Origin of the sequence: Streptomyces malaysiensis subsp. samsunensis, from assembly GCF_024519315.1 — a bacterium.
In the GTDB taxonomy this organism is placed as follows: Bacteria; Actinomycetota; Actinomycetes; order Streptomycetales; family Streptomycetaceae; genus Streptomyces; species Streptomyces malaysiensis.
In genome coordinates, this window is sequence record NZ_JANIIC010000005.1 from 63785 (window position 1) to 78887 (window position 15103).

The window sequence follows — 15103 nt, forward strand, 5'->3', positions numbered from 1 at the left end:
ATCGCTTCGGTCCGCCACGCCGGTCAGCTCTGTCCGGGGCCGGGCGCCGGTTCGAGGGCGGTCACCTCGAACTCCACACGGACCTCGTCGGCCAGCTTCAACGCGCCCAGGAACGCGGTGTACGGCTTGATCCCCCAGGCGGATTGGGTGACCGACGCCCAGCCGCGCAGCGTCCCGTCGGGGTCGCCGCTCCCGTGCACCGTCACCGGATGGGTACGGCCCTTGATGGTGAGGTCACCCGTGATCTCGAAGGACTGGGGCGTCCCGATGACGCGGGTGGAGCGGAAGGTGATCACGGGGTGCGCCGCGGTGTGCAGCAGCCCCTCGCCCTCCAGCAGCCGTTTGATATCCGCCCGGTCGCCATCGGTGAGCGGCTTCAGCCCGCCGCTGCCCTCCCGGACCTCCAGCGAGTCCGTCTCGACCGTCACGCTCACCGACGACTCCTCGGGGGCGCCGCCGACCACCGTCGCGCCCCCGGACCATCGGGTGGCCTCGATCGTCAGATCGTGCCCCGCCCTCCGGCCGAGCCCGGTACGGCTGGTCCTGATCAGCAGTCGCCCGCTCGGCGGGCCAAGGCGATAGCTCATATCCCTCAGTTTCACGGCACTCACCGTACGCGAAGGCCAGGGACTTTCGCGGTATACGTTCCGGTACGTCCCATCAGCACACCGGCGCGGCACGGTATTTTTGTCGCCACCCGCCGAACTGGCCCGAACCCCGGCCCTACGGCATCGCGGACACCCGGCCGGACCTGTGGCCGCGCGAGGACAACTCCTTCATCCTCCCGCTCGAACCGCGCCCCCGCGACCGGGAGCGCGGCGTGGTCTGGATGCGGGACACCTACGTCGACTGCTTCGTGGTGCACGGCCGTCCGGTGTACGTGGCCACCGGCACCACCCGTGTACCCGGGCTCGACGCGGCCGCCCCGTGGAACGACGGCATCTTCGTCTGGGTGTCCCCGTCCCTGCGGGGGCCATGGCGGCCGGCCGACACGACGCGTATCCGGCCCGGCGCCGAGAAGGGCAAGGTGTGGTCGCCCGGGTTCGCCGGTGAGAACCGGCCGGGGCGCACGGTCGTCGCGCCGTGGCAGCGGTACTGGTACGACGACCGGTTCGGCAAGCGCGGCCAGGTGTGGGCCCCGGAGCTGCACCACTTCCGCGGCAGGTGGTACATCGTGGCGTGCATGGGCGACCACTCCCGCGAGGTCGGATCGTTCCTGCTGGTGAGCGAGGGCGGGGTGGAGGGCCCGTACCGGCTCATGGAATCCGTTGGTGAAGTCGAAAGCGAGGGCCGTGACGATGACGACCGCCACCAGGAAGGTGATGTGGTCCATTCCTGTATGCAAACAAGCTCAGGCCAATGCTCAGCGAACTCGAGGCAAAGGCAGTACAAGGGCGACGCGCGAGGATCGTGGGGCTCCCACCGGATCGGTCACTTGCCCCGGATCGGTCACTTCACGATGTCCAGGACGGCACGGCGGATCAGTCGGGATCCCATCGCTGTCTCCGGAGGTGAGCCGGGGAGAATCGGTGTCGCGGCGCCGCCGGGGCCGGAACTCGATGCCCGGAACACCTCGGCCGGCACCGAACCGTTGGCCGTTGTGCGCCGTGCCCATCCCACCCCGACGCCCCGGCCACCACGCCCCGACACGCTGATGGGTCCGCTGAATGCCTCCGCGGGCCGAGGGGCGCGGCCCTGTGGAAGGCCGCCACGCGAGCGGCAGACGTGGCGTCAGGGAGCCGACGCCACCGGACACAGCGCTCCTAGAGCCATCCGCGCTCGCGGGCGACCCGAGCCGCCATATGGCGGTTCTCCGCACCGAGTTTCGCGGCGGCGGCCGACAGGTAGTTGCGCACCGTCCCGGGGGACAGCGCGGCGCGGGACGCGATCTCCGCCACCGGTACTCCGCCCTCGGCCAGCGACAGCATCTCCGCCTCGCGCGGTGTGAGGGGCGACTCACCCGCCGCGATCGCGTCGGCCGCCAGTTCGTGGTCGACGTAGCGGCCGTCCGTGTGCACCGTACGGATGATCTCCGCCAGTCGCCGCGCGGACACCGTCTTGGGCACGAAGCCGCGCACACCCGCGCCCAGCGCCCGCTTCAGCGCCCCGGCCCCGGCATGGCTGGTGACGATCATCGAAGTGCACTCCGGCACCGTGTCGCGCAGCCGGGCCGCCACCGACACCCCGTCATATCCGGGCATCTGGAGGTCCAGGACGGCCACATCGGGGCGGTGCGCCCGGGCCATGGCCAGCGCCTCGTCGCCCGTACCGGCCTCCGCCACCACGAGGATGTCGTCCTCCAGCGCCAGCAGTGAGGCGAGGGCGCCCCGGATGAGGTGTTCGTCGTCCGCCAGCAGAACCCTGATCATTCGTCGGCCGCCTTCCAGGGAATCCTCGCGGTCAGCCGGAAGGTCCCGTCCGGGCCCGGTTCGGCGTCCAGCGTGCCGTCCACTTCGGCCAGGCGCTCGCGCAGCCCCGGCAGCCCGCTTCCGGTGCCCGGTACGGGGGCCGTGCCCGCCCCGTCGTTCTCCATCACCAGCAGCACCGCGTCCGAGACGGTCGCGCGCACCGTCACCTCACAGCGCGAGGCGCCCTGCGCATGGCGGAGCACATTCGTCGTTCCCTCGCGGACCACCCAGCCGAGCGCCGCCTGCGTCTGCGCGGGCAGCCGCGCCGCCGGGCCGTTCTCGATCCGGCAGTCGATCCCGGCCGCTTCGAGCACGGACCGGGCCCCGGCCAGTTCGGTGTACAGATCGGCGGTGCGGTAGCCGCGTATCACCGCGCGGATCTCCCGCTGTGACTCCTGTGCGATGCGCTGCACCTCCTCCATCTGGCCCACCGCCTCCTCCCGGCCGCGCCGCGCGAGTTGCACCGCGAGCTCGCTCTTCAGCGCCACCACCGCGAGGTTGCGGCCCAGCACATCGTGCAGATCGCGGCCGAAGCGCAGCCGCTCCTCCGCCACGGCCAGCCGCGCCTGTGTCTCGCGGGCCCTTGCCAGCTCCTCGATCAGCCGCACGCTCCAGCCGGAGACCCGGATCGCCATGGCCATGAACGGCACCATGAGCAGGGTGGTGCCCACCGTGATCGCCAGCCGCTCGCCCGACAGCCCGCTCGCCGCCGCCGCACCGAGCGCCGCCACCGGCACCGCACCCACCAGCACCGCCCCGGGGCCGCGCGGCAGCGCCAGCATCGGCGGACCGGCGTAGAACATGTGCAGCCAGATCAGGTACGACGCCAGGTCGGGGTCCCCGATGCGGCCGGTGGCCAGCAGCGCACAGCCCAGGGCGGCCATGGCCACGGTGGCGACGATGTACAGCGCGACCAGCCGGACCGGGCGCGGTCCGGCCCCGAGGTAGTGGCGCAGGGCGGCCCGGGAGAGCAGCGCCTGGACACCGACGTGTGCCGCGCCCAGCGCCACCACCAGGGCCGACTCGGGCGTGCCGGCGTCCGACGTCTTGCCCCAGAACACCCATAGCGCGGCCTCGGCGACGGCGAAGAAGGTGATGGTGAAGAGGGTGTAGCGGCGGTAGCGCTCGGGGCCGTCCGGGCCCCCGAGCCGCTCCACCCAGGTCTCCACGCTCATGGTCGCCGACCACGTCACCTCGGGCTCCATCGTTCTCAACCCCGCTGCCCCCAGCGGAACCACCGCCGCACGGCGAACACTGCCAGGCCCGTCCACGCCAGCGCGAGGAGGGTCGCCCGGATCTGATCCGTACCGGCCAGCTCACCCGTCCAGCCGCCCCGCAGCAGATCCATCACCGGCGAGAACGGCAGCCAGGAGGCTATGTCGGCCATGGTGTCCGGCATCACCTCACGCGGTGCGAAGACCCCGGAGGCTCCCAGGGTGACCAGCAGGAACGGCAGGAACGTCAGCTGTGCGCTCTCCGCCGTCCTGGTGAACGCGGCCGTCAGCGCCGCCCCGGCGACCAGCATCGCCACCCCGATGAGCAGGCCGAGCACCGCCAGATGCGGGGCGGCCGGGGCATCCGCGTCGAGGAACGCGGTCATCCCACCGGCCAGCAGCAGGGACTGCACGACCGCCAGCAGGAACGCCGGGAGCGCGCTGCCGACGAGGATCTCCGAATCGTGCAGCTCGCCGCTGCGCAGCCGCTTGAGCACGAGGCTCTCGCGGCGCAGCACGTACACGCCGACCAGATAGGTGTAGACGGAGAAGAGCAGCGCCGTGGCCAGCGCGGCGGGCAGCATGACGGTGGCCACCGAAAGGCCGGTGCCGCCCAGGTCCAGCTCCTCGACCATGCCACGCATCGCGAACGCCATCGTGCTGGGCAGGATCACCGCGGTGACCAGGGACGCCTTGCTGCGCACCAGCAGCGTCAACTCGGCTCGGCCGAGGGCGGACATACGGTCGGCCGCGGTGCGCCGCGCACGTGTGGCCGTCGGCGCCTGTGCCGTACCGGCTGCTGATGTCATCATCGTGCCCCCTCCTGCTCCAGGCCCTTCGCTATCTCCATGAACGCCTCCTCCAACGTGGCCGACCGGGCGTCGAGGCCGCGCAGTGACACGTCCTTGTCCCGGGCCCACAGCAGCAGCGCCGTGGCCGTACGCTGCAAATCGCCGGTCTCCAGCAGGACCGTCCGCCCGGCCGCCTCCTGTTTGATCACACCCAGCGGTGCCAGCGGTGGCAGATCGCCCAGGAAGTAGTCCTCGGGCAGCTCGAAGGTCATCCGCGAGGGCCGCTCGGCGACCACGTCGGCCACCCGCCCCGAGGTGGCGATCCGCCCCTCGTGCATGATCGCCAGCCGGTCGGCCAGCTGCTCCGCCTCCTCCAGGTAGTGCGTGGTGAGCACCACCGTCGTGCCCTGCTCCTTCAGCTCGCGGATCAGCTCCCAGGTGTCGCGGCGGGACTGCGCGTCCAGGCCGGTCGTCGGCTCGTCGAGGAACAGCACCTCGGGCCGCCCGAGCAGGGCCAGGGCGAGGTCGAGGCGACGGCGTTCGCCACCGGAGAGCTGCTTGACCCGCACCGTCCCCCGCTTGGACAGCCTGGTCATCTCCAGGGACTCGGCCACGGGGCGGGCGCCGCTGGTGCACCCCGCCCACATGCGTGCGGTCTCGGTGACCGTCAGCTCCGTCGGGAAGCCGCCCTCCTGGAGCATCACCCCGATACGGGGGCGGACGGCGGCGCGTTCGCGGTACGGGTCGCGGCCGAGCACCCGGACGGTCCCGGCGGTCGGGGTGGCCTGGCCCTCCAGGACCTCCAGGGTGGAGGTCTTACCCGCCCCGTTGGTCCCCAGGAGCGCGAAGAGCTCACCGCGGGCGACCGTGAGGTCGATACCGCGTACGGCCTCGAAGCCCTTGTAGTGCCGACGCAGATCGGCGGTTTCGATAACGGTGTCCATGGGTTCCAGGTTTCCCGCGCGGCGGGGCCGGTTGGAGTGCGGTGTGTCATGAGTCCGCATGACATCTGTCATGCGGACACCGCCGAACGCCCTCGGAGGGCCCGGGCGTCGGAGGCCCGGACCCTCCGGGGTCCCGGGCTTCAGAGCCCCCGGACGGCGTCGGTGAGCGCCTGGTCGAGGATGGCGACACCGCGGGCGATTTCGTCATCGCTCGCGGTCAGCGGGGGCGCGATCCGGAAGGTGCCGCCCATACCGGGCAACTGGACGATGTTCATATGCAGCCCGAGGTCGAAGCAGCGCCGGGTGACGGCCGCGCCGAGCCGGTCGGCGCCACCTTCGCCCAGCACCTGATCGCCCGCCAGCTCCACGCCCAGCAGCAGGCCACGGCCGCGGACGTCCCCGACGACCTCGTGGCGGGTGGCGAGCTCATCGAGCCCACCGCGCAGTGCCGCGCCGAGGTCGCGCGCACGCTTGTCGAGGTGGTCGCGGACCAGGACATCCAGGACGGCGTTGCCGACGGCGGCCGGCAGCGGGTCGCTGACATGGGTGGTGAAGAACAGGAACCCCAGGTCGTGCGCCCGCTGCTCGATCTCCGCGCTGGTCAGCACGGCGGCCAGCGGCAACCCCGCGCCGAGCGTCTTGGACAGCGTGAGGATGTCCGGGACGACGCCCTCGTACTCGAAGGCGTACCAGTCGCCGGTACGGCACAGCCCGGTCTGGGCCTCGTCGAGGATCAGCAGCATGTCCCGCTCCCGGCACTTCCGGGCCAGGGCGGCGAGATAGCCCGGTGGGAGTTCGATGACGCCACCGGAGCTGAGGATCGGCTCGACCAGACAGGCGGCGAGACTGCCGACCGACTGGGCGTCGATCAGGTCGAAGCCCATGTCGAGCTGGCGGCGCCAGTCGAGCGAGCCGTCGGCGTCCACGATCTCGGGGTGGAAGCGGTCCGGGACGGGCAGCGCGAAGTTGCCCGGCGCGGCGGGTCCGTAGCCCTTGCGCCCGGCGCTGTAGGTGGCGTTCGCGGCGGCCTGGGTCATCCCGTGCCAGGACCGGGCGAACGAGACGATCTCATGGCGGCCGGTGACGAGTTTGGCCATCCGCACCGCGGCCTCGTTCGCCTCCGCCCCGGTGGTCAGGAGCAGCGCCTTCTCCAGGGGATCGGGCAGGGACTCGGCGAGCCGGCGGGTGAGGTCGATGACCGGGCGGCTGAGCATGCCGCTGTGCAGATGGTCGAGGTGGGCCACCTGCTCGCGCACCGTCGCCACGATCGCCGGGTGGGAGTGGCCGAGGATCGCGCTCATCTGGCCGGAGGTGAAGTCGAGCAGCTCACGACCGCTCTCGGTGAACACCGATGTGCCCGCGGCGCGGGCGATGACCTCGGAGGTGAACGCGGCTTTGCCGGAATAGCGGATGAGGTGGCGCTCGGCGGCGCCACCGGCAGTCTCGGGATCCATATGACCGACGGTAGGGATGCGTCGCTGCGCGCGTCCATCGCACAGATCCGACCGATCTGTTCGGCGAAACCGTACAGCTCGATCTACAATCGGGGCATGCTCAACTCGGGCCGGCTGCGGCTGCTCAGCCTGCTGGAAACCCTGGGCACCGTGCGCGCGGTCGCCGAGACGCTGCATCTGAGCGCGTCGACGGTGTCCCAGCAGCTGGCGGTCCTCGAGACCGAGACCCGGTGCCAGCTGCTGGAGCGGACCGGGCGGAAGGTGCGGCTGACCCCGGCAGGACTGCTGCTGGCCCGCCGGGGCCGGGAGATCCTGGACCAGATGGCCGAGGCCGAGGCCGAGTTGCACGCCCTGAACGACGAGCCCATCGGCACCGTCCGGCTCGGGGCGTTCCAGAGCGCGATCTACGCCCTGGCGGTACCGGCGGCGACCCGGCTGGCCACCAGCCATCCGCGGCTCCGCCTGGAACTGATCGAGCTGGAGCCGCATGAGAGCGGCCCGGCCCTCCGCTCGGGAGAGGCCGACGTCATCGTCACCACCACCGACTACGTCGGCCTGTCATGGGGCGCGGACCTCGAGATCATCCCCCTGGGCACCGACCCGATCGTGCTGGTGCTGCCGCGCGACCACCCGCTCACCGGCCGTACGACGGTGAACCTCGCGGCCTGCGCGGAGGAGACCTGGGCGTGTGACCGACCGCAGTCGTACATGGCGGATCTGACCGTACGGCTGTGCCGCGAGGCGGGGTTCGAACCCCGGGTGGCATGCCGGTTCAGCAACTATCTGATGGTGCTGCGACACGTCGAGTCGGGCCGTTCGATCACACTGCTGCCCGCCCTCGCCATCACACCGGACCACGCCGTCACCACCCGGGAGCTCAGCACACCGGTGCACCGCAACGTCACCATCGCGGTGCGCCGCGGCACGACACAGCGCGCCGCGGTGAACGCGGTCGTCACCGCCCTGCGCGACCACCCCGAGATCCCCGCCCTGGCCGCCCCGAAGCAGCGCCCCGGCCGCCTCGGCTGAGCCGGGCGTACTCGCGGAACTCCCAGTCGGTGACGTACCGCCGGAACGAGCACTCCCGCCACGGCGTGCCGGTCCACGCGACGGCGGCGACCGCCGCCGAGGTCGGCACTGTTCGCGACCGCCGCCGGGGCGCGCACCTCCGTCTGCGACGATCTCTGCGTGGACTACCCGAACGACCAGGCCCCCGGCGCCCCCGTCCGCTCCGGCATCCCGGAGCACGGCCGTGTGCCCAAGTACTACGCCGTCAAGGCGCATATCGCCCGGCTCGTCGACGAGTTGGGCGAGGGCACCCCCATTCCCACCGAGCGCGATCTCTCCGAGCGGTTCGAGGTCGCCCGGGAGACGGTGCGCCAGGCGCTGCGCGAGCTGGTGCTGGAGGGCAAGCTGCGCCGGCAGGGCCGGGGCACGGTGGTCGCGGGGCCCAAGCTGGCGCAGCCGCTGTCGCTGGCCAGCTACACCGAGGGCGTACGGCGCCAGGGGCGCACCCCCGGGCGTTCGCTCGTCACCCTCGACCGCTTCCCCTGCCCCGACGCGCTCGCCGCCGAGACGGGTCTGACGCGCGGGGAGCCCGTCTGGCATCTGGAGCGGGTGCTGCTCGCGGACGATGAGCGGGTCGGGCTGGAGAGCACATACGTCGCCGAGGCCCGCGTGCCCGATCTGGACACCGCCTTCGATCCGGACTCCTCCTTCTACGCCCATCTCGCCGAGCGGGGCATCGGCTTCGGCGACGCCGACGAGCGGATCGAGACCGTCCTGGCCACACCGCGCGAGGCCCTGCTCATCGGCACCCCGCCGGCCCTGCCGATGCTGCTCATCCACCGGGTCTCACGGGACACCGAAGGCCGTCCGCTGGAGCGGGTGCGGACGCTGTACCGGGGTGACCGGTTCTCCTTCACGACACATCTGCGCGGCTGAAAAATGACCCTTTAGCCCACCTTTAGCACCTCTTGTGAGATCACAAAAAGATAACGGGTCTAGCCCAAATGTGATGCCCGGTTCACGCTCTCGTTGTCAGCCGGATTCCTCCGGTTCCCCGAACCCATGGAGCGTGACGGACGTGAGAGTGATAGTCGTCGGAGCCGGCGTGGTGGGCACCATGCACGCCTGGCACGCAGTGGAACGCGGCCACGAGGTCGTACAGATCGAGCGCGAGACGGAGGCTCGCGGCGCCTCGCTACGCAATTTCGGCCAGATCTGGGTGAGCGGCCGGGCGAGCGGCGAGGAGCTGGACACCGCGCTGCGGGCCCGGGAGCTGTGGGAGAAGATCGGCGGCCGCGTCCCGGCGCTGGGCTTCCGCCCGAACGGCTCCCTGACCCCGGTGCGCGGCGAGCTGGAGGTGGCCGTCGCGGAGGCCGCCGTGGTCCGTGCGGACGCCGCCGCCCGTGGCTACGAGCTGCTGACCCCGGGCGAGGCCCGGGCCCTCAACCCCGCCCTGCGCGGGAAGTTCGACGCCGCCCTGTACTGCGAGCGGGACGCGGCCGTCGAGCCGCGCACCGCCCAGGTGGCGCTGCGCGCCGAGCTGCTGAGGTCCCCGCGCTACACCTTCCTGCCCGGCCGCGAGGTGCGGGAGGTGATCGGCGAGCGGGCCGTCCGCGACGACCACGGCGAGGTGCACACCGGTGACGCCGTCGTGCCGTGCACCGGCGCCTGGCTCGGCGGTCTGGTGCGCGAACTGGCCGGTCCCGACCTGCCGGTGCGCCGCGTCCGGCTCCAGATGATGCAGACCGGCCCGCTCGGCGAGCCGCTGACCACCTCGGTCGCCGACGCCGACAGCTTCCGCTACTACCCGGCGTACGCCTCCCCCGCCCTGGACGAGCTGAACGGGCGGCGGCCGCAGGCCGGTACCGCGGCGGAGCACCGTATGCAGCTGCTGATGGTGCAGCGCGCCGACGGCGGACTGACCATCGGCGTCACCCACGAGTACGAGCACCCCTTCGCCTTCGACACCCTCGAGGACCCCTACGACCACCTCACCGGTGTCGTGGAGGCCCTGCTCGGCCGGCCACTGCCGAAGGTCCGGCGCCGCTGGGCCGGGGTGTACGCCCAGTGCACCGACACCGGGCGGGTCGTGCACCGCCAGCGGGTGCGCCATGGCGTCTGGCTGGTCACCGGGCCCGGCGGGCGCGGTATGACCTGCTCGCCCGCGATAGCCGAAACCACCGCGAACGAAGTGGGCTGGTGACACACATGACCACCCCCACCCCCGACATCCGCCTGGTGGCCCTCGACATGGCCGGTACGACCGTCGCCGACGGCGGCCTGGTCGAGCGCGCCTTCGACGCGGCCGCCGGTGAGCTGGGCGTCGAGCCCGGCACCCCCGACCACGCCGAGAAGCTGGCCCATGTCCGCGCCACCATGGGCGAGTCCAAGATCTCCGTCTTCCGCCATCTGTTCGACACGGAGGATCTGGCCCGGCGCGCCAACGCCGCCTTCGAGAGGTCGTACGGCGAACTCGTCGACGGCGGTCTGATCGCCCCAGTGCCCGGCGCCCGCGAGGCGATCGAGGCGCTGGCCGCCGACGGCCGCACCGTCGTCCTGACCACCGGCTTCGCCCGTGTCACCCAGGACGCGATCCTGGACGCGCTCGGCTGGCGCGACCTGGTGCCGCTCACCCTGTGCCCCGCCGACGCGGGCGGGCGCGGGCGGCCGTACCCGGACATGGTGCTGGAGGCGTTCCTGCGGACCAAGGCCACCGAGAGTGTGGCTCAGGTCGCCGTCGTCGGCGACACCTCCTACGACATGGTCAGCGGGGTACGGGCCGGGGCGGGGCTGGTGGCCGGTGTGCGCACCGGGGCCCACGGCGACGAGGCGTTCCGCGCGGCCGGGGCCACCCATGTGCTGGACTCGGTCGCCGAACTGCCCGCCCTGCTGCGGGGAGTCGGCTGATGGGCATCCGCTTCGACGCGGTCACCGTCGCCTACGACGGCAATGTCGTACTGGACGCCCTCGACCTCACCGTGGCGACCGGCGAGGTCATGGCGCTCCTCGGGCCGTCCGGATCCGGCAAGACCACCGCGCTGCGGGCGGTCGCCGGGTTCGTACGGCCCGCCTCCGGGCGGGTCTTCCTCGGCGACCGCGACGTCACCGATCTGCCGCCGCACCGGCGGGGCATCGGGATGGTCGTCCAGAGTTACGCGCTCTTCCCGCATCTGCGGGTCGAGGACAACGTGGCGTTCGGCCTCAAGGCCCGCAAGGTCCCCAAGGCCGAGCTGCGGGCGCGGGTGGCGGAGGCGCTGGAGATGACCGGCATGGCGGCCTACGCCCGCCGCCATCCGCGGGAGCTGTCCGGCGGCCGGCAGCAGCGCGTGGCCATCGCCCGCGCGCTCGCCATCCGCCCGGACGTCCTCCTCCTCGATGAGCCGCTGTCCGCGCTCGACGCCCGGCTGCGCTCCGGCATGCTCGCCGAACTCGCCCGGCTGCACCGCGAGTTGCCCGAGGTGTCGATCCTGTACGTCACCCACGACCAGATCGAGGCGCTCACCCTCGCGGACCGGATCGCGGTGATGGACAAGGCCTTCAGCGCGGCCTCCACGGCGGCGTCCACCGCGGCGATGACATCGGCGCCGGGCGAGGCGGCGCGGTGCCGCTCGTCGGCGGCCGGGCTGGTGCCGACGAGCAGCAGTGCCCGATGGGTGTCGAGGTACAGGCCGAGGACCCACACCTCGGCCTCCGGGAGCGGGGGCCGGGTGGGCACGACGGGGACGGTGGCGTTGCCGGGGGTGACCCGCCAGCGCTGGCGGATGGCGGCGACGGCCGCGTGGCTGTAGCCGAGTTCGCGGGCGACCGCGCGGGAGGCGCCGCTGCCGTCGGGCGCCAGGACGGTACGGGTGATGACCTCGGCCTCGTCGATGATGCTGGGCCGCCCGGGGCGGGGGCGCTCGCGCAGGCCCTCCATGCCGGAGGTGTCGAAGCGCTGCCGCCAGTGGCCCACGGTCTGCCGGGAGACCTCCAGCCGCCGGGCGATCTCGGCGTTGCGCAGCCCCTGGGAGGCGAGGAGGACGACGGCGGCGCGGGTGGCGCGCGGGCCGCCCTCCGCCACCCAGTTCCGGAGCAGCCTGTGGTCCTCCTCGGGCAGGCCCGCGGTGTCCTGGCGGGGCGGGTTCACGACGCCCCGCGCGCCAGCCGGAGGGTCAGGATCTGGAACGGGCGCAGCTCGAGGTCCAGCACGCCGTCGGTGTGCGGCAGTTCGCCCGTGGGGTTCTCCAGGAGGTCGGTCACCTGGGCGCGTGCGACGGCGAAACCGGCGGCGAGGGAGGTGCGGACCCGGCCGCCCCTCGACTCGTAGAGCCGGACCACGACATCGCCGGAGCGGTCGTCGGCGAGCTTGACCGCCTCCACCACGACGGCCGGATCGCCCACCGCGACCAGCGGCGGTCCGGTGAGCCGGGTGGTGGCCGGGCGCAGCGGGAGGCCGAACGCGTAGCCCCCGGCCACGGCGTCGCCGATGTCGGCGCCGGGGCACAGCGCGTAGCGGAAGCGGTGGCGGCCCCGGTCGGCGTGCGGGTCGGGGCTGTGGGGGCCGCGCAGCAGGGTGAGCCGGAGGGTCGTGGTCGTTCCGCCGTCCTCGCGGGTGCGGCGGCCGAAGTCGTGCCCGTAGGTGGAGTCGGTGAGCAGGGCCGCGCCCCAGCCGTGTTCGCCGACGTGGATCCAGCGGTGCGCCCATGCCTCGAAGCGGGCGGCGTCCCAGCTGGTGTTCTCGTGGGTGGGCCGCTCGACATGGCCGAACTGGATCTCGGACGCGGCGCGTTCGGCGTGTACGTCCAGGGGCCAGGCGGCCTTGAGGACGGCGTCCTCCTCCCGCCAGTCGATGTCCGTGTCCACCTCCAGGATCCGGCTGCCCGCGGCCGGGCCGAGGCGCTGCACGACCACGGACCGGCCGGTGGTGCGCTCCACGCGGACCCGGGCCAGCAGCGGACCCTCGTCCTCGAGCCGGACGGCGGTGGCGGTGTCCAGGTCGCGGTGGGCGTCGCGGTACTGGGCGTCCAGGTTCCGGGCGCTGAAGCGCACCGGATCGTCGGGGTGGAGCTGGAGCAGGTTTCCGGCGCCACCGGGTGCGATGGCCTCTCTGCGGCAGGCGTGGTCGTAGGCGGACCGGACCAGCCCGTCGGCGTCGATACGCACCGTCAGCGCGCCGTTGTCCAGGACGTATCCGCCACCGTCTGCGGGACGGGCGGTGACGGTCGGCCGGTCGGCGGTGTCGGCGCTTCCGGTGCCGAGCGCGGCGGCGCCGAGCGCGGGGGCCTGGGCGAGTACGGCGTACCGGCCGTCGGAGAGCTTCTGCACCGGGCCGCCCGCGGCGGGCGGCTCATCGAGGGGTACGACCTCGCGCCGGGCGTGGGGGGCTGCGTTGAGGACGGCGAGCGGTTCCGCGGGGTCCGGGTGGCCGGCGGCCGCGGCCACGATCCGCTCCAGGCTTCGGTGGATGGCGCGGTAGGTCTGCTCGGCCTGCTGGTGGACCCAGGAGATGGAGATGCCGGGGAGGATGTCGTGGATCTGGTGGAGCAGCACCTGCTTCCACAGCGCGTCGAGCGTCTCGTACGGATAGGGCTCGCCGGTGCGGACGGCGGCGGTGGCCGCCCACAGCTCGGCCTCGCGCAGCAGGGCCTCGCCGCGCCGGTTGCCGCGCTTGGTGCGGGCCTGGCTGGTGTAGGTGCCGCGGTGGGGCTCCAAGTGCAGCTCACCGCGCCACACCGGCGCGTCGGGGTACTCCCCGCGGGCCTCGCGGAAGAAGTCCGACGGCGTCCGGACCCGGACCCGCGGGGAGCCTTCGAGGTCGGCCAGGCGACGGGCCTTCTCCAGCATCTCGCGGGTGGGCCCTCCCCCGCCGTCGCCGAAGCCGAAGGGGGCCAGCGAGCGGGTGGAGCCGCCCTTGTCGGCGTAACGGGCGACGGCGTGGGCCAGTTCGGCGCCGGACAGGGCGGCGTTGTCGTCCACGGGCGGGGAGTGGGTGAAGATCCGGGTGCCGTCGATCCCCTCCCACCAGAAGGTGTGGTGGGGCGGCCGGCCGGTCTCGTGCCACGACGGCTTCCGGGTGAGGAACCAGCGGGCGCCCGCGAGCGCGGCCAGCTGCGGGTAGGCCGCGGTGCAGCCGAAGGCGCCGGGCAGCCAGACGCCGTCGGTCTCCACGCCGAGCTCCTGGGAGAAGAAGCGGCGGCCGTGGACCAGCTGGCGCGCCAGTGCCTCGCCGCCGGGCAGATTGCCGTCGGCCTCGACCCACATGCCGCCCACCGGCGCCCAGTTGCCGTCGGCGACGGCCTTCTTGATCCGCTCGAAGACATACGGCTGGTGGTCGCGCATCCACGCGTAACTCTGCGCGGAGGAGCATGCGAAGACCAGCTCGGGATACTCCTCGGCCAGCGCGGCCACGCTGGAGAACGTCCGGGCGCACTTGCGCACGCTCTCGCGCGGCGGCCACAGCCACCCGGAGCCGATGCGGGCGTGTCCGACGGCGGCGATGGTGTGCGCGGAGTCATGGGCCCGCCGGTCCAGGAGCGGGCGCAGGATCTCGCGGGCGGCCGCGGCGCCCGCGGCGATACGGCGCGGGGGCACGCTGTCCACGGCCCGCTGGAGGGCGCGCAGGATCTCGTGTCTGCGCGGCAGCCCGAGGGGCAGTTCGCGCATCAGCTCGTCCAGCACCTCCATGTCGTGGAGGAGCTGCCAGACGTCCTCCTCGCGGACCACGAGGTCGGCGCGGCGCAGCCGGTACAGCTCCTCCTCGCCCGCGGTGAGCCGGTGGCCGTAGTGGGTGCCGATGCCGGTGGCTCCCGCGATGGGCGGGTTGGCGGCGGCCTCGACCAGGAGGCACACGCTCTCGCCGCCGACGGCGCGGGGGGTCAGCGGCACCGAGCGGTTGTGGGGGTGCAGGCCCTGGAGCGGGGTGCCGTCGGCGGTGTGGACCAGGCCCTCGGCCTGGCCACCGGGGCCGTGGGAGAGGTCGAAGCCGAGGTCGAACAGGGCCTCCACCCGGCGGCCCGCCCAGCGCTCGGGAATGGTCGCGGTGGTCCGGAACCAGGTGGTCGACCAGGGGCCGCCCCAGCTGCCGCCGGTGATGAACGGCCGGTACTCGGCGCGCAGCGCGTCGGCCACCGGCACCGGCTCCCCGGGGATGTGCCAGGCGGCGACCTCCAGGGGGACGCGGTCGCTGTGGAGCGCCGGGCGCAGGCGCTCGGCGATGAACTTCGCGATGCGCTCTTCCACGGTGTGGCGGTCGTCGTGCATGGTCGGCCGTTCCTCCTGCTTACCTCCGGGAAAGTGCGCGTGACG

The 15103-nt window shown here is 72.9% G+C and carries 11 protein-coding genes and 3 pseudogenes; 6 read left to right on the forward strand and 8 right to left on the reverse strand.

Annotated features, from left to right (window positions below; genetic code table 11):
* Positions 1–23 precede the first annotated feature (23 nt).
* The gene (locus NQU54_RS06065) at positions 24–602 is read right to left on the reverse strand and encodes a YceI family protein (protein WP_257630136.1); all 579 of its coding nucleotides are present in this window, start codon (positions 600–602) and stop codon (positions 24–26) included.
* An 89-nt stretch (positions 603–691) separates the two neighbouring features.
* Here NQU54_RS06065 and NQU54_RS06070 point away from each other — a divergent pair.
* Positions 692–1264: pseudogene (locus NQU54_RS06070) on the forward strand (glycoside hydrolase family protein); the annotation flags it as partial.
* Positions 1265–1763: 499 nt separating this feature from the next.
* On the opposite strand, the gene NQU54_RS06075 reads toward NQU54_RS06070, so the two are convergent.
* The 5 genes from NQU54_RS06075 to NQU54_RS06095 form a co-directional block, all read right to left on the reverse strand.
* Positions 1764–2369, reverse strand: coding sequence for a response regulator transcription factor (locus NQU54_RS06075; RefSeq protein WP_257630137.1), 606 nt, complete (start codon positions 2367–2369; stop codon positions 1764–1766).
* Positions 2366–3601 (reverse strand): sensor histidine kinase, encoded by a 1236-nt coding sequence (locus tag NQU54_RS06080; protein WP_257630138.1) that lies wholly within the window; start codon positions 3599–3601, stop codon positions 2366–2368. Before NQU54_RS06080 ends, NQU54_RS06075 begins: the two co-directional genes overlap by 4 nt.
* 17 nt (positions 3602–3618) lie before the next feature.
* Positions 3619–4431 carry an ABC transporter permease gene (locus NQU54_RS06085; protein ID WP_372505812.1) on the reverse strand — a complete coding sequence of 271 codons (813 nt, stop codon included), beginning with the start codon at positions 4429–4431 and terminating at the stop codon, positions 3619–3621.
* The gene (locus tag NQU54_RS06090; RefSeq protein ID WP_257630140.1) at positions 4431–5357 is read right to left on the reverse strand and encodes an ABC transporter ATP-binding protein; all 927 of its coding nucleotides are present in this window, start codon (positions 5355–5357) and stop codon (positions 4431–4433) included. The genes NQU54_RS06085 and NQU54_RS06090 overlap by 1 nt, the downstream gene beginning before the upstream one ends.
* 140 nt (positions 5358–5497) lie before the next feature.
* Entirely contained in the window at positions 5498–6811 is a 1314-nt protein-coding gene (locus tag NQU54_RS06095) for an aspartate aminotransferase family protein (protein WP_257630141.1), read from the reverse strand.
* 96 nt (positions 6812–6907) lie between these two features.
* On the opposite strand from NQU54_RS06095, the gene NQU54_RS06100 reads away from it, so the two are divergent.
* From NQU54_RS06100 to NQU54_RS06120, 5 genes and pseudogenes are all read left to right on the forward strand, one after another.
* A complete protein-coding gene (locus NQU54_RS06100) occupies positions 6908–7840 on the forward strand; it encodes a LysR family transcriptional regulator (RefSeq protein ID WP_257630142.1) in 933 nt (310 codons plus the stop codon).
* Between the two features lie 159 nt (positions 7841–7999).
* On the forward strand, positions 8000–8755 hold the full coding sequence (locus tag NQU54_RS06105) for a GntR family transcriptional regulator (RefSeq protein ID WP_257630143.1): 756 nt from the start codon (positions 8000–8002) through the stop codon (positions 8753–8755).
* 142 nt (positions 8756–8897) lie between these two features.
* On the forward strand, positions 8898–10022 hold the full coding sequence (locus NQU54_RS06110) for a TIGR03364 family FAD-dependent oxidoreductase (protein ID WP_257630144.1): 1125 nt from the start codon (positions 8898–8900) through the stop codon (positions 10020–10022).
* 5 nt (positions 10023–10027) lie between these two features.
* Positions 10028–10726: an HAD family hydrolase gene (locus tag NQU54_RS06115; protein ID WP_257630145.1), complete on the forward strand. Its 699-nt coding sequence runs from the start codon at positions 10028–10030 to the stop codon at positions 10724–10726.
* A pseudogene (locus tag NQU54_RS06120) lies at positions 10726–11355 on the forward strand (ABC transporter ATP-binding protein); the annotation flags it as partial. The gene NQU54_RS06115 and the pseudogene NQU54_RS06120, both read left to right, overlap by 1 nt.
* 332 nt (positions 11356–11687) lie before the next feature.
* On the opposite strand, the pseudogene NQU54_RS06125 reads toward NQU54_RS06120, so the two are convergent.
* Together NQU54_RS06125 and NQU54_RS06130 are read right to left on the reverse strand one after the other, a co-directional pair.
* Positions 11688–11945 (reverse strand): annotated as a pseudogene (locus NQU54_RS06125) (helix-turn-helix domain-containing protein); the annotation flags it as partial.
* Complete coding sequence (locus NQU54_RS06130) at positions 11942–15058, reverse strand: alpha-mannosidase (protein ID WP_257630147.1); 3117 nt, start codon at positions 15056–15058, stop codon at positions 11942–11944. The pseudogene NQU54_RS06125 and the gene NQU54_RS06130, both read right to left, overlap by 4 nt.
* Between the last annotated feature and the right edge of the window lie 45 nt (positions 15059–15103).

Bases quoted from the DNA above. Each gene is read 5' to 3' on its own strand.
- NQU54_RS06115 (WP_257630145.1), top strand. From the start codon at position 10,028: ATGACCACCCCCACCCCCGACATCCGCCTGGTGGCCCTCGACATGGCC.
- NQU54_RS06095 (WP_257630141.1), bottom strand. From the start codon at position 6,811: ATGGATCCCGAGACTGCCGGTGGCGCCGCCGAGCGCCACCTCATCCGC.
- NQU54_RS06100 (WP_257630142.1), top strand. From the start codon at position 6,908: ATGCTCAACTCGGGCCGGCTGCGGCTGCTCAGCCTGCTGGAAACCCTG.
- NQU54_RS06130 (WP_257630147.1), bottom strand. From the start codon at position 15,058: ATGCACGACGACCGCCACACCGTGGAAGAGCGCATCGCGAAGTTCATC.
- NQU54_RS06075 (WP_257630137.1), bottom strand. From the start codon at position 2,369: ATGATCAGGGTTCTGCTGGCGGACGACGAACACCTCATCCGGGGCGCC.
- NQU54_RS06085 (WP_372505812.1), bottom strand. From the start codon at position 4,431: ATGACATCAGCAGCCGGTACGGCACAGGCGCCGACGGCCACACGTGCG.
- NQU54_RS06090 (WP_257630140.1), bottom strand. From the start codon at position 5,357: ATGGACACCGTTATCGAAACCGCCGATCTGCGTCGGCACTACAAGGGC.